Source organism: Kitasatospora sp. NPDC001132 (assembly GCF_053598415.1).
Genome location: NZ_JBSFKF010000058.1, coordinates 17483 through 31168 on the forward strand (window position 1 = coordinate 17483; position 13686 = coordinate 31168).

Here is a 13686-nt window from a genome sequence, read left to right on the forward strand (position 1 = left end):
GGTCGGCGGCGGGGCGCCCGGGGTCGGTCCTCGGGCGCGGGCCGTCAGGGGCGGATCGGGTCCAGCGGCGGGATCGCCTCCAGCAGGTGGGCGGTCCACGGGTCCCTCGGGGCGGTGAAGACCTCCTGGGTGGCCCCGGTCTCGACGATGCGGCCCGCCCGCATCACCGCGACCCGGTCACTCATCCGTCGCACCACCGCGAGGTCGTGGGAGATGAACAGCAGCGCCACCCCGAGGCGGCGCTGGGCCTCGGCGAACACGTCCAGCACCTGGGCCTGGACGGAGACGTCCAGCGCCGAGACCGGTTCGTCGCAGACGATCACCTCCGGTTCGGGGGCGATCGCCCGGGCGATCGCGACCCGCTGGCGCTGGCCGCCGGACAGCTGCCGGGGCCGGCGCTCCAGCAGGCCCTCGTCCAGCCCCACCAGCGCGAGCAGTTCGGCGATCCGCGCCCGGTGGCGGCGGGCGGCCCGGCGGCCGGGGGCGCCCAGGGCCTCGGCGACGATGCGCTCCACCGTCCAGCGCGGGTCGAAGGACGACAGCGGGTCCTGCTGCACCAGCTGGATCCGCCCGCGCAGCGCCGCGCGGTCCGCCTCGGCGCGCCCGGACCACGGCTGCCCGAGCAGGGTCACCTGTCCGGCGTCCGGTTCCAGCAGGCCGAGCACCGTCTGGCCGAGCGTGGTCTTGCCCGAGCCGGACTCGCCGAGGATGCCGAGGGTCTCGCCCTCACGCAGTTCCAGCGAGACCCCGTCCAGCGCGCTGACCGTACCGGCCCGGCGGCCGCCGGTCGCGGGGTAGGCCTTGGTCAGCCCCTCGGCGCGCAGCACCACCCGCTCGCCGACCCGTGCCGTCGCCTCGGCCGGGCGGCAGCCGGTGGGCACCGCGTCGAGCAGCATCCGGGTGTACGGGTGCCGGGGCGCGGCCAGCAGCTCCCCGGTGGGCCCGGTCTCGACGATCCGGCCGGCGCGCATCACCGCGATCCGGTCGGCCAGCCTGGCCACCGCGGCGAGGTCGTGACTGATCAGCAGGACCGCCATGCCGGTGGCCCGGCGCTCGGCGAGCAGGTCGAGGATCTGCGCCCGCACGGAGGGGTCGAGGGCGGTGGTCGGCTCGTCGGCGATCAGCACCCGCGGGGCGGCTGCGATCCCGGCGGCGATCAGGGCCCGCTGGCGCTGGCCGCCGGACAGCTGGTGCGGGAACTGCCGGGCCCGCAGCTCGGGTTCGGGCACGGTCACCTCCCGCAGCAGTTCCACGGCGCGCTGCGGGCGGTCCCGGTGGGTGCCGATGCCGTGGACGGCGAGCGGCTCGGCGACCTCGTCGCCGACCCGGCGCAGCGGGTCGAGGGACACCAGGGCGTCCTGGGAGACCAGTCCGATCCCGGCGCCGCGCAGTCGCCGCCACTCGCGGGCGCCGAGGGCGCGCAGGTCCTGTCCGTCGTAGTCGAGGCGGCGCGCGGTGACGCTCGCCCCGGGGCCGGTCAGTCCGACCAGGGCGCGGGCGGTGAGGGTCTTTCCGGAGCCGGACTCGCCGACCAGGGCAAGGCACTCGCCGGGCCGCAGGTCGAGGTCGACGCCGTGGACGACGTCGGTGCGCCGGCGGCCGCGGCCGAAGGAGATCCTCAGGTCCTCGACGACGAGCAGCGGGGCGGTTCGGTCGGGTGCGGTCACGGCCGTCCCTTTCCGTCCAGTCGCCGCTGGAGGTCCCGGCCGACGACCGTCACGGCGACGACCGTGAGGGTGATGGCGAGTCCGGGGAAGACGGCGACGGACCAGGCGGTGTCGAGGTGGTCGCGGCCCTCGGAGAGCATGCTGCCCCACTCGGGCGCGGGCGGCTTCGGGCCGAGCCCGAGGAAGCTGAGCGTGGAGCCCGCGATGATCGCGCTGCCGGTGTTGACGGTGGCCAGGACCAGCAGCGGCGGCAGGGCGTTGGGCAGGACGTGCCGCAACAGGATGTCCGTACGGCCGCGGCCCATGACCACGGCCGCCCGTACGTAGTCGCCGGCGCGCACGGCGAGTGCCTGGCCGCGGGCCAGGCGCAGGAAGCCGGGCAGCAGCGAGGCGCCGATGGCCAGGGTGGCGTTGGCGCTGCCGGGGCCGAGCAGGGCGACCACGATGAGGGAGAGCATCAGGCCCGGGAAGGCCATCAGGACGTCGGTGAGGCGGGACAGCACCCGGTCGACGGCGCGGCCGGCGGTGGCGGCGAGCACACCGAGCAGCGCCCCGCCGACCAGGGCGAGGGCGGTGGCGCCGAGGCCGATCAGCAGTGAGGCGCCGGCGCCGTGCACGATCCGGCTGAACAGGTCGCGGCCGAGCTGGTCGGTGCCCAGCCAGTGGGGCCGGCTCGGTCCGGAGAGCGCGTCGGCGGGGTCGATGGCCTGCGGGTCCTGCCCGGCGAGCAGGTCGGGGGCCAGGGCGGCGAGCAGCACCAGCGCGAGCAGGGCCCAGGCGAGCGCCGTCCCGGCCCCGGTGCGGGGCAGGCGTGCGAGCGGGCGGCGACGGGTGACGGGCGCCGCGGCCCCGACCGGCAGTCGGTTGGTGGTCATCCGGTGCTCCTCTCGGCGATCCGGGGGTCGATCACCCGGTACAGCACGTCGACGGCCACGTTGATCAGCGCGAAGACCGTCGCGGACAGCAGCACGACCCCGGTGACCACCGGCAGGTCGCGGCCCTGGACGGCGGTGGCGGTGAGCTGGCCGAGCCCCTGGCGGCTGAACACGGTCTCGACCACGACCGCGCCGCCGAACAGGGCCCCGGCGGCCCAGCCCGCGAGGGTGACCAGCGGGATCAGGCCGTGGCGCAGCGCGTGCCGCAGCCGGACCGCGAGTTCGGCGCCGCCCCGGGCGCGGGCGGTGAGGACGAAGGGCTGGTCGAGGACGCGTTCGAGCTCCTCGCGGAGCACCTGGGTGAACACCCCGGCCATGCCCACGGCGAGCGTGACGGCGGGCAGCACCAGGCCGGAGATGCCGCCTCCGCCCATCGCGGGGAACCAGCGCAGCCGGTAGGACAGCAGGGCCAGCAGTACCGCTCCGATCCCGAAGGCGGGGCTGGAGGCGGCGAACAGCTCCAGCGCGGAGCTCAGCCTCCGGGCCCGCGGCCGGTCGGCGGTGAGCACGGCGGTGGCGAGGGCGAGCAGCAGTGCCAGCACGAAGGCGGCGAGGGCGAGTTGGAGGGTCGGCCAGAGCTGGCTGCCGATCACCTGGCCCACCGGCTGCTGGAGCTGGTAGGACTCGCCGAGGTCGCCGGTGAGCAGGCGGCCCATGAAGCGCCCGTACTGCACCACCAGTGGCTGGTCGAGGGCGAGTTCGCGGCGCACCTGGGCGACGAGTTCGGGGGTCGGGTTGGTGGAGCCGAGCACGCTGCGGACCGGGTCGCCGGGCAGCAGCCGGAACGCGAAGAACACGGCGTGAGCGGCGCCGAGGACGACCAGCGCGGCCAGGACGAGGCGGCGCAGCAGCCAGCGCAGCGGGGCGGTCACGGGGTCATCCCTCCAGCCGGGCGTCGTAGAAGCGCGGGTACGCCTGGGCGTCGAAGGTGACGCCGCGCACCCGGTCGGCGGCGCCGACCAGGGTGGTGGGGGCGTAGACGGGCAGGGCGTAGGCCTGCTGCTGGATCCGGAGCTGGGCCTGGCCGTCGAGGGCGTCGCGCCGGGCCCGGTCGGAGGTGGCGGAGGCTTCCCGGAGCCAGGCGTCGAGTTCGGGGTCGGAGACGCCGAAGGCGTTGGACCCGCCCTTGTCCGCGGTCTGGTCGGAGGCGAAGTAGGTGCGCATGACGTCGGGGTCGGCGCGGTTCCAGCTGAAGGCGAGGATGTCGGCGTCGCGGGAGAGCGCCTTCTTCAGGTAGGTGCCGGGTTCGTGGGCGGTGAGGCGGATCTCGATGCCGGCCCGGCGGGCGTCGGCCTGGATGCCCTGGGCGAGCAGGACGCGCTGGTCGCGCATCAGGCTGGTCATGTACGGCCACTCGATGCTCAGGCGCCTGCCGTCGCGGGTGCGGTAGCCGGCGTCGTCGCGTCCGGTCCAGCCGGCCGCGTCGAGCAGGGCGGCGGCCCGTCCGGGGTCGTACGGGGTGGCGCCCTCGACGGCGGGGTTGTAGCCGGGGGTGGCCGGGGACAGGACGCCCCAGGCCCGTTGGTGGCGGCCGGAGTAGAGGGCGCGCACCAGGTCGTCGTAGCGGACGGCGTACTGGAGGGCCTGGCGGACCCGTAGGTCGTCCAGCGGCGCGCGGCGCGGGTTGAGCAGCAGCAGGTAGGGCGCGCCGGGCTGCGGGGCCTGGAGGAAGCGGAAGCCGTCGGCGTGCGCGAGTCGGCTGATGCTGCCGGGCGGGATGGCGGCGGCGATGTCGACCTGGCCGGAGCTCAGCGCACCGAAGCGGGAGGCGGCTTCGGGGACGAACTCCACGGTGAGTCCCTCGGCCCGGGCGGGGCCGGTGCGGCCGGCGTCCTCGGGGGCCCACTGGTAGGCGGGGTTGCGGTCGAGGACGATCCGGCGGTTGCGGGCCCAGTCGGTGAACACGAACGGGCCGCTGCCGACCGGGTGCCCGCAGGTGCGGCCCTGGTCGGCGCGCAGCGCGGTGGGCGACTGGATGCCGAAGACGGCGGTGGACAGCAGCTGGAGCAGCGGCGGGTACGGCCTGGTCAGGGCGATCCGCGCGGTGTACGGGTCGACCACGGTGGTGTCCCGGTACATGGAGATCAGCCCGGCCGCGTACTGGGACTTGGTCTCCGGGGCGACGGTGTGGTCCAGGGTGGCCTTGACGGCGTCGGCGGTGAGTGGGGTGCCGTCGTGGAAGCGGACGTCATCGCGCAGCCGGAAGGTGTACTCCAGGCCGTCGTCGGAGACCTGCCAGGAGGTGGCGAGCCAGGGCCGGAGCCGGCCGTCGGCGTCGGTGGACACCAGCGAGTCGAAGATGTTCCGGTCGATCACGGCGGTGATGTCGTACGGGCTGACCTGCGGGTCGAGGCAGTCCGGCTGGGAGTCGACGGCGTAGACGATCCGCCCGCCTCCGGCACCGGAGCGGGCTCCGGTGCCGGGGGCGCAGGCGGTGGCCGCGGCGACGAGCAGGGCCAGGAGGGCGGCCGGACGGGCGCGTCGGGCGCGGCCGGGGTGGCGTCTCATGCCGGGTCGGCCTCCGTCTCCTCCTCCTGCAGGGTGATCGCGGCGGCCGGACAGAGCCGGGCGGCCTGGTCGAGCCGGTCGCGGTCGGCGGCGCGGGCGGTGCCGTCGGTGAGCAGGGCGACGATGCCGTCCTCGTCCTGGTCGAACACCTCGGGGACGGTGAGCACGCACTGGCCCGCTCCGACGCAGCGCTTGGGGTCGGCGACGATCCGCACGGCGCTCACCAGGCCACGGGGAGTTCGTAGATGCCCTGGACGCCGCTCTGCGCGGGCTTGATCTCGACCTGCTCGGGCGGCACCGCCAGCCGTAGCCCCGGGATCCGGGTGAACAGCGTGGTGAGCGCGCTCTCCATCTCGGCCCTGGCCAGGTTCTGGCCGATGCACTGGTGGACGCCGAAGCCGAAGCCGAGGTGGTGGCGGGCGCCGCGGGTCAGGTCGAGCTCGTCGGGGCGCTCGAAGGCCGCCGGGTCGCGGTTGATCTCGGCGGTGGAGAGCATCACGCTGTCGCCCGCGCGCAGGGTGACGCCGCCGATGGTGATGTCCTCGGCGGCGATGCGCATGGCGACGTCGCCGATCGACAGGTAGCGCAGCAGTTCCTCGACGGCGAGCGCGCCGCCGGCCGGGTCGGCGCGGAAGGCGGCCAGCTGCTCGGGGTTCTGCAACAGGGTGAAGGTGCTGAGCGTGATCATGCTGGCGGTGGTCTCGTGACCGGCCATCAGCAGGATGATGCCGAGCCGGATGACGTCGTCGCGCGAGAGCGTTCCGTCGGCGAGGTCGCGGGAGACCAGGGTGTCCAGCAGGCCGTCGCCGGGCACCTTCTCCTTCTCCTTGCGCTCCACCAGGGAGGTCAGGTAGCCGCGCAGGTTCATCAGGGCCTCGGTGGCCTGCTCCTCGGAGACCTGGGGGGAGACCAGTGCCGCCGACTGCGCCTCGAAGTAGTCGTGGTCCTCGTAGGGCACGCCGAGGATGCCGCAGATGGTGTACGAGGACAGCGGCAGCGCCAGTGCGCTGAGGATGTCGGCCGGCGGCCCCTGCTCCAGGATCGCGTCGACGAGTTCGACCGAGCGGCGCTGGATCGCCTCGCCGAGCTCGCGGGTGCGGCGCACCGAGAACGAGGAGATCAGCCGCCGCCGGTAGGAGGCGTGCTCCTCGCCGTCCATGCCGACCAGGATGGTCGCCTTCTGGATGGCCTTGCGCCGGGGGCTGGGCGAGGGGAAGTCCGGGCGGCTCCAGTCGGAGGACAGCCGCGGGTCGATCAGCAGGGCACGGGCCTCCGTGTGGCCGAGCACCACCCAGGTCGGCCGGCCGTCGTACAGCCTGGCCCGCACCACCGGGCCCTCGGTGCGGCGCAGTTCGCGGTAGCCCGGCGGCGGCTGGTACGGGCAGTGCCGCTGCTGCGGGAAGTCGGGCAGCGACGCGGGGTCGTCGGTGAGACTCACAGTGGTGGGGTGGGACATGTCCGGAAAACTCCTGCGAGCGGCGGCGTACGGGGGTCCCGGCCAGGCTGTGCCGGTGGGCTTTCGGGCCTCTAAAGCAGGTCTTGCGCCCGCTCGTCGGCGGTGTCCCGCGGTCTTTAGAGCGCGCTAAGGGGCCCTTAGGCCCGACTGCCGACATTGGCGCCCATGCAGATATCGGCCATCGCACGCGAACGGCGCCACACGCTCCTGTTCCTCGACGAGATCCGCCCGTTCTCACCGGTGCACCTGGACACCGAGGTCGACATGTCGGGGGTGCTCGCCCACCGGGAGGAGCACCGCGACGTGCGTCGGCTGTCGGTGGTCACCTACGTGCTGCACGCGGCCGCCCGGGTGCTGGCCGCGCACCCGGAGGCTAACGCGGCGATCCGGGGACGGCTGCGGCCCCGGGTGGCCCGCTACGGCGAGGTCGCCGGGAAGGTGACGCTGGACAAGCGGATCGGCGGGCGGCGGGTGGTCGTCTCGGCGGTGCTGCCCGACCTCCAGCGGGCCGAACTGCCCGACATCCAGTACCAGTTGGAGCGCTACCGGGACGGTGATCCGGTGTCGATGCCGGAGTTCGCGCCGATGCTGCTGCTGCAGCGGCTGCCGGGCCCGATCGCCCGCGCCGCCTACCGCCGGGCGGTGCGCTCGCTGGTGCGTCACCCCCGCTTCTTCGGGACCTTCGCGGTCACCTCGCTCGGCCACCGCGCGGTGGACGGCTTCCACTCGGTGGGCGGCACCACGCTCACCTTCGGGATCGGCCGCATCACCGACCGCGCCGTGGTCCGGGACGGCGAGGTGACCGGCGCCCCGGTGATGCGGCTCAACCTCACCTTCGACCACCGGGTGATCGACGGCGCGGAGGCCGCCGACATCCTCACCGAGGTCAAGGACCTGCTGGAGGGCTACTGCGCCGAGAAGGAGAAGGAGACGGCATGAACGACGTCACCGAGCTGAGGCGGTTCGTGGAGGTCCACGCCCGTATCCTCGGCATCCCGCAGGACGCGTCGCGCCGGGTGCTGGGCCGGATCGGGCACGACCTGGACGGCGAACCCGGCTCCTGGGCCCGGGAGTGGACGGCCGCCGGCACCGTCGAGGAGCGCGCCGGGCGGGAGCTGTCGGCCGGCCGGTACTTCAACATCGCCCGCTTCCCGTACGTGGACGGCCCGGCGCGGGCCGAGGCCCAGGAGCTGACGGTCGCCTCCTTCGACCGCTGGCGGCTCGGGCAGCGGGCCGGCATCCAACGGCTGGACCTGGAGCTGTCCGGTGGCCGGGTGCGGTGCTGGGCGGCCGGGCTCGACCCGGCGGGCTCGGGCGAGCTGCCCCCGCTGCTGCTGTTCAGCGGCGGCATCGTCAGCGTCAAGGAGCAGTTCGGCCCGATCCTGGCCCGGGCCGCCCGGCTGGGCGTGGCCGCCGTGGCCACCGAGATGCCCGGCGTCGGCGAGAACACCTGGCGCTACACGGCCGACAGCCACCGGATGGTCAGCGAACTGCTGGACGCCCTGGAGGGGCGCGCCGACGTCTCCCGCAGCTACGCGGTGATGATGAGCTTCAGTGGCCATCTCGCCCTGCGCGCCGCCCTGGAGGACAAGCGCGTGCGCGGGATCGTCACCGCCGGCGCCCCGGTCCGCGACTTCTTCGCCGATCCCGACTGGCGGCCGCGGATCCCCCGGGTCACCGTCGACACCCTGGCCCACCTCACCGGCCGGGAGCCGGGCTCGGTCCTCGGGCACATCTCCGACTGGGGCCTGAGCGAAGCGGAACTGGCCCGCCTGGACGTACCGTTGGCGTACATCGCGAGCGAGCGCGACGAGATCATCCCGCCCGGCGACCGGCTGCTGCTGGAACGTCACGTGCGCGGACTGCGGCTGCTGGCCCACGACGACGTGCACGGCTCCCCCGGTCACGTCGCCGAGTCCCGGCTGTGGAGCCTGCGCTCGGCCCTGGAGATGATCGGCGGCCACGGCCCGCAGCGGGCGGTGCTCGGCGCGGCCCTGGCCCTGCTGCGCGGCCGCGGGCGGATGCCGGGCCGGGGCGGTTCCCGGCCCGGCGAGGGCGGGTGAACGCCGTGGCCGCCGACCGCCCGCTGCGCTTCCTGGTGTCGGCGATCGACCCGGAGGCGGACTGGCCGGGCATCGCCGCCGAGGCCGAGCGGCTGGACTACGACCTGCTCGCCACCACCGACCACCTCGGCATGACCGCGCCGTTCCCCTCCCTGGTGGCTGCCGCCGCGGCCACCACCCGGCTGCGGGTGGCCACCTACCTGGTCAACACCGCGCTGTGGGACCCGGAGGTCCTGGCCCGGGAGGTCGCAGGGACGGACCGGATCACCGGCGGGCGCCTGGAGGTGGGCCTGCACTCCGGGCAGACCGTCAGCGCCCGGACCGCCCACCTGGACGCGACGCAGAAGCTCGCCCGTCTCACGGACACCGTGGAGACGCTCCAGCGGCTGCTGCCCGACCCCGGCCACCGTCCCCGGCCGCTCCAGCACCCCCGGCCACCGCTGCTCCTCGGCGCCGACGACCCGGCCGAGCTCGAACTCGCCGCCCGCCACGCCGACACCGTCTGCTTCATCGGCGCCTCGCTGCCGCCCGGCGGTGGCTTCGTCCTGCACTCCCCCGAGGAGTTCGCGCGGCGGGTGGCGACCGTACGGGAGCGGGCGGCGCAGCTGGGCCGGGACCCGGAGCTGAACGTCGGCGTCAAGCGGATCGTCGTCACCGGCGACCGGCGCGCGGCCGCCGAGGCGCTGCGGGAGTCCGGCTTCGCCGCCCATCTGTCGACGGCCGAACTACTGGAGCTGCCCACGCTGCTGATCGGCACCCACCGGCAGATCGCCGGGCAGGTCCGCGCGCACCGCGAGCGGTACGGACTGACCTCCTACGCGCTCCTCGCCACGGCCCTGCACGACTTCGCCCCCGTGATCCCCCTGCTGCGGAAAGGATGACCCCGTGACCGCCACTGCCGCCCCGGACCACCCCGAGAGCGCCGCGGACCCCGTCGTCGTGGTGGGCGCCGGCCCCACCGGGCTGATGCTGGCCTGCGAGCTCGCCCTGGCGAAGGTGCGCACCGTGGTCCTCGACCGCCGCACCGAACCCGCCGAACACGCCCCCGGACAGGCCGTCAACGCGGCCGTGATGCAACTGCTCGACCAGCGCGGCCTCGGCGACCGGCTGCGCGGGCAGGGCATACCGCTCCCGGGCGCCCACTTCTCGCTGATCTGGCTGCACCCCGAGCTGCTGGACCCGCAGCCCGTCCGAGGCCTGCTGGTCCCGCAGAACCGGCTGGAGGCGCTGTTGGAGCAACGCGCCCGCGAGCTCGGGGTCGAGCTGCGGCGCGGCCAGGAACTGACCGGGCTGGACACCGGCACCGGGGACGGCCCGGTGACGCTGCGGCTGCGCGGCGCGGACGGCCGGGAGGGCGAGCTGACCGCCTCCTACCTGGTCGGTGCCGACGGCACGCAGAGCGCGGTGCGGCGCCTCGCCGGCATCCCCTTCCCCGGCAGCGGGTGGACCGTCGCGGGCAGCGTCGGCGACGTCGAGGTCGACTTCGCCGAGCTGGCCCCCAACCACCTGGGCGCGCACTACGTGGACTCCGGCGGGGTCTACTCGGGCGCCCCGGCCGGCCCCGACCTGCTGCGGGTGATCACCACCGGTCTCGGCCCGGCCGCCGGCTCCGACGGCCCGGTCGAGCTTCCCGAACTCCAGGCCGACATCAAGGAGTTGACCGGACGGGAGCTGCCCGCGCGCGGACTGCGCTGGGCCGAGCGGTTCACCAGTGTGAGCGGCAACGCCGAACGCTACCGCCACGACCGGGTGCTGCTGGCCGGCGACGCCGCCCACTCCTTCTTCCCGCTCGGCGGGCTGCGGCTGAGCACCTGCCTCCAGGACGCCGTCAACCTCGGTTGGAAGCTGGCCGCCCAGGTCAACGGCTGGGCGCCGCCCGGGCTGCTGGACACCTACCACGACGAACGGCACCCGGAGGGCGAACGCGCCCGGGCCGCCCTGGACGCCCAGCTCGCCCTGATGGAGCCGCCCGGGCGCACCGCCGGGGTGCGCGCGCTGGTGACGCGGCTGGCCGGATTCGAGGACGTCAACCGCCACCTGGTCGAACTGGTCACCGGCGTCGACGTGCGCTACGCCGTCACCGTGCCGGGCGCGGACGACGGGCAGGACGCCCACCCGCTGATCGGGCGGCGGATCCCCGACCCCGCGCCGCTGCCCCACGACGGCAGGGGCCTCCTGCTGGTGCCCGAGGGCACGGACGGGCTCCCGCTCACCGACCTCGCGGCCGGCTGGGCCGACCGGGTGGCCACCGCCGTCGCGCCGGACGGGGTCCCCGCCCCGGCGCTGGTGCGCCCCGACGGCCACGTGGTGTGGACGACGGGCGCGGGCGAGCCGGCGGCGGCCCTGGCGCGGTGGTTCGGCGAGCCGCGCTGAGCGGGCCGGGAGACGAAGGAGCGGCGCGGACCGAGGGGTCCGCGCCGCTCCTTCGTCGTCGTCCCCGTCACACCACCTCGAGGACGAAGCCGGCCTTGAGCCACTTGCTGGACTCCACCGACACCCCCAGCACCCGGTCGCCCTCGGCCAGTTGCGGCAGCGTCCGCTCCAGCTGGAAGAACGGCATGGCGTTGCCGGTGTTGGCGATGCGGTCGACCAGGCTGACCTCCTCCGCCGTCGGCATCCCCAGGGACTCCACGATCCGCTGGGTCATCCGCCCCGACAGCTGCGGCGGCAGCAGGTAGTCGACGTCGGTCGGCTCCCAGCCGAGGTCGCCGAGCAGTTCCTCCGCGATCTCCCGCGACATCACGGGCACGGACTGCTCGATCGCCTTGTAGTCCTCCTTGATGTACGCGCGGTCCGTCGCGTCGCGGTCCAGGGCGCCGGTCCACTCCACGATCTGGCCCGGCGCCCGGTCGAGGCCGGTCAGCCGGTTGAGCACCCGCCGGATCACCGGGGTGCCCGGCGCGGGCTCGGTGCTCAGCACCGCCGCCCCCGCGCCGTCGCCGAACAGCACGAAGTTCACCAGCTCCGCGGAGTCCAGCTTCGCCAGGTCGACACCGGGGTCGTAGTGCCGGGAGCACAGCTCGCCGCCGATCACCAGCGCGGTCCGCTCCTCGCCCGCGAGCAGGAGTTTGCGGCCCACCTCCAGGGCCTGGAACGCGCCCGCGCAGCCGGACTGGAGCTGGTAGGTCGGCACGCCGTTGATGCCGAGCCGGTCCGCCACCAGGTTGACCGTGGCGGGCATCAACTGGTCCGGAGTCGCGGTGCCGAGAACGAGCAGGTCGACGTCGTCCGGGCCGAGGCCGGCCGCGTCCAGGGCCCGCGCGGCGGCTTCGGTGCTCAGGTCCGCGAGCGAGGAGCGCAGCTTTCCGGTGGCCAGGTCGACCGAGAGGTGGCGGGCGCGGGTACCGACGAACGCGTCGACCCACTGCTCCCACACGGGGTCCATGCCGAAGTGGCGGGCCAGGCCCGCGTTGTCCAGCGGATCGCCGGGCAGCGCGGTGCCGGCCGACAGGATGTGAACGTCCGAGGCTTCCATGCCGGCCACCCTCGACCGCCCGGCTAAAGGCCCCCTTGGGTCTGTCTTCGCCCTCCCGTCCGGCGGACGGGGCGGACCCGGCGGCGACGCCCGTACCGTCCCTCCGGCTTTAGACCACGCTAAGCAGCCCGCAAGCACGTTCGGCGACGTTGCCGGGCACGACCGTCTGGCACCTTGCGAGGGATGGGTTCATGGCCACCAACGAAGCGAAGCTCCGGGACTACCTCAAGCGGGTCACCACCGACCTGCAGCAGACCCGGCAACGGCTGACCGACGCCCAGGCAGCGGCCCACGAGCCGATCGCCGTCGTCGGCATCGGCTGCCGCTTCCCGGGTGACGTCCGCAGCCCCGAGCAGCTGTGGCGCCTGCTGGAGGCCGGCGGCGACGCGGTGGGTGACTTCCCCGAGGGCCGCGGCTGGGACCTGGAGACCCTGCACGTGCCCGACCCGGAGGCCGAGGCGCCCGCCAGCACCTACGTCGCCAAGGGCGGGTTCCTGTACGACGCCGACCGGTTCGACGCCGAGTTCTTCGGCATCAGCCCGCGCGAGGCCGAGGCCATGGAGCCGCAGCAGCGCGTGCTCCTGGAGACGGTCTGGGAGGCACTGGAACGGTCGACCATCGACCCGGACTCGCTGCGCGGCAGCGACACCGGCGTGTTCGTCGGGGCCATCGCCCAGGACTACGCCAGGCCCGAGGAGGTCCGCCCCGAGCTGGAGGGCTACCTCGTCACCAACACCTCCAGTGTCGCGTCCGGCCGGATCGCCTACACCCTGGGGCTGGAGGGCCCGGCGCTGACCATCGACACGGCCTGCTCCTCCTCGCTGGTGGCCCTGCACCTCGGCGTGCAGTCGCTGCGCCAGGGCGAGTGCGCACTCGCCCTGGCCGGCGGCGTCACCGTGATGTCCTCCCCCGTGCTGTTCACCGAGTTCAGCAAGCAGCGCGGCCTCGCCCCGGACGGCCGCTGCAAGGCCTTCTCCGACGAAGCCGACGGCACCGGCTTCAGCGAGGGCGTGGGCCTCCTCGTCCTGGAGCGGCTCTCGGACGCCCGCCGCAACGGCCACCCGGTGCTGGCTGTCATCCGGGGCAGCGCCGTCAACCAGGACGGCGCCAGCAACGGTCTCACCGCACCCAACGGCCCCAGCCAGGAACGCGTCATCCAGCAGGCGCTCGCCAACGGCCTGCTCACCGCCGACCAGGTGGACGCGGTCGAGGCGCACGGCACCGGCACCTCGCTCGGTGACCCGATCGAGGCCCAGGCGCTCCTCAACACCTACGGACGCGCCCACGACGCCGAACGGCCGCTCTGGCTCGGCTCGATCAAGTCCAACCTCGGGCACACCCAGGCGGCGGCCGGCGTCGCGGGCGTGATCAAGATGGTCATGGCGATGCGGAACGGCATCCTGCCGCGCACCCTGCACGCCGAACAGCCGACCAGCCACGTCGACTGGTCCGACGGCACGATGCGACTGCTCAGCGAGGCACGGCCCTGGGACGTCGAGGACGACCGTCCCCGCCGGGCCGCCGTCTCCTCGTTCGGCATCAGCGGCACCAACGCCCACCTCATCCTGGAGCAGGCCGACAC

12 protein-coding genes are annotated in these 13686 nt (G+C 74.5%); 5 read left to right on the plus strand and 7 right to left on the minus strand.

What is annotated here, in order from left to right; translation table 11 throughout:
• Window positions 1-44: 44 nt before the first annotated feature.
• The 6 genes from ACWDBE_RS37840 to ACWDBE_RS37865 are packed head-to-tail and all read right to left on the minus strand — an operon-like array spanning window position 45 to window position 6566.
• Window positions 45-1667 carry a dipeptide ABC transporter ATP-binding protein gene (locus ACWDBE_RS37840; RefSeq protein WP_449810233.1) on the minus strand — a complete coding sequence of 541 codons (1623 nt, stop codon included), beginning with the start codon at window positions 1665-1667 and terminating at the stop codon, window positions 45-47.
• Entirely contained in the window at window positions 1664-2542 is an 879-nt protein-coding gene (locus ACWDBE_RS37845) for an ABC transporter permease (protein WP_449793379.1), read from the minus strand. The genes ACWDBE_RS37840 and ACWDBE_RS37845 overlap by 4 nt, the downstream gene beginning before the upstream one ends.
• Window positions 2539-3474 carry an ABC transporter permease gene (locus tag ACWDBE_RS37850; RefSeq protein ID WP_449793380.1) on the minus strand — a complete coding sequence of 312 codons (936 nt, stop codon included), beginning with the start codon at window positions 3472-3474 and terminating at the stop codon, window positions 2539-2541. The genes ACWDBE_RS37845 and ACWDBE_RS37850 overlap by 4 nt, the downstream gene beginning before the upstream one ends.
• Before the next feature lie 4 nt (window positions 3475-3478).
• Window positions 3479-5110: an ABC transporter substrate-binding protein gene (locus ACWDBE_RS37855; protein ID WP_449810234.1), complete on the minus strand. Its 1632-nt coding sequence runs from the start codon at window positions 5108-5110 to the stop codon at window positions 3479-3481.
• On the minus strand, window positions 5107-5334 hold the full coding sequence (locus ACWDBE_RS37860; RefSeq protein ID WP_449793382.1) for a ferredoxin: 228 nt from the start codon (window positions 5332-5334) through the stop codon (window positions 5107-5109). The genes ACWDBE_RS37855 and ACWDBE_RS37860 overlap by 4 nt, the downstream gene beginning before the upstream one ends.
• Window positions 5331-6566 carry a cytochrome P450 gene (locus ACWDBE_RS37865; RefSeq protein ID WP_449810235.1) on the minus strand — a complete coding sequence of 412 codons (1236 nt, stop codon included), beginning with the start codon at window positions 6564-6566 and terminating at the stop codon, window positions 5331-5333. Before ACWDBE_RS37865 ends, ACWDBE_RS37860 begins: the two co-directional genes overlap by 4 nt.
• Window positions 6567-6731: 165 nt before the next feature.
• Here ACWDBE_RS37865 and ACWDBE_RS37870 point away from each other — a divergent pair, with 165 nt between their 5' ends.
• Genes ACWDBE_RS37870 through ACWDBE_RS37885 form a run of 4 tightly spaced genes read left to right on the plus strand, consistent with a single transcriptional unit; the run spans window position 6732 to window position 11002 of the window.
• Window positions 6732-7505 carry a 2-oxo acid dehydrogenase subunit E2 gene (locus tag ACWDBE_RS37870; RefSeq protein WP_449810236.1) on the plus strand — a complete coding sequence of 258 codons (774 nt, stop codon included), beginning with the start codon at window positions 6732-6734 and terminating at the stop codon, window positions 7503-7505.
• Window positions 7502-8629, plus strand: a complete 1128-nt coding sequence (locus ACWDBE_RS37875; RefSeq protein ID WP_449810237.1) for an alpha/beta hydrolase — start codon at window positions 7502-7504, stop codon at window positions 8627-8629. The genes ACWDBE_RS37870 and ACWDBE_RS37875 overlap by 4 nt, the downstream gene beginning before the upstream one ends.
• A 5-nt stretch (window positions 8630-8634) precedes the next feature.
• A complete protein-coding gene (locus tag ACWDBE_RS37880; RefSeq protein WP_449793386.1) occupies window positions 8635-9510 on the plus strand; it encodes a TIGR03621 family F420-dependent LLM class oxidoreductase in 876 nt (291 codons plus the stop codon).
• 4 nt (window positions 9511-9514) lie between these two features.
• On the plus strand, window positions 9515-11002 hold the full coding sequence (locus ACWDBE_RS37885) for an FAD-dependent monooxygenase (RefSeq protein WP_449810238.1): 1488 nt from the start codon (window positions 9515-9517) through the stop codon (window positions 11000-11002).
• 67 nt (window positions 11003-11069) lie between these two features.
• Here the strand turns inward: ACWDBE_RS37885 and ACWDBE_RS37890 are convergent, their stop codons facing one another.
• Window positions 11070-12104 carry a 3-oxoacyl-ACP synthase III family protein gene (locus ACWDBE_RS37890; protein ID WP_449793388.1) on the minus strand — a complete coding sequence of 345 codons (1035 nt, stop codon included), beginning with the start codon at window positions 12102-12104 and terminating at the stop codon, window positions 11070-11072.
• A 191-nt stretch (window positions 12105-12295) separates the two neighbouring features.
• On the opposite strand from ACWDBE_RS37890, the gene ACWDBE_RS37895 reads away from it, so the two are divergent.
• On the plus strand, window positions 12296-13686 hold a 1391-nt coding region (locus tag ACWDBE_RS37895; protein ID WP_449810239.1), incomplete at its 3' end, for a type I polyketide synthase.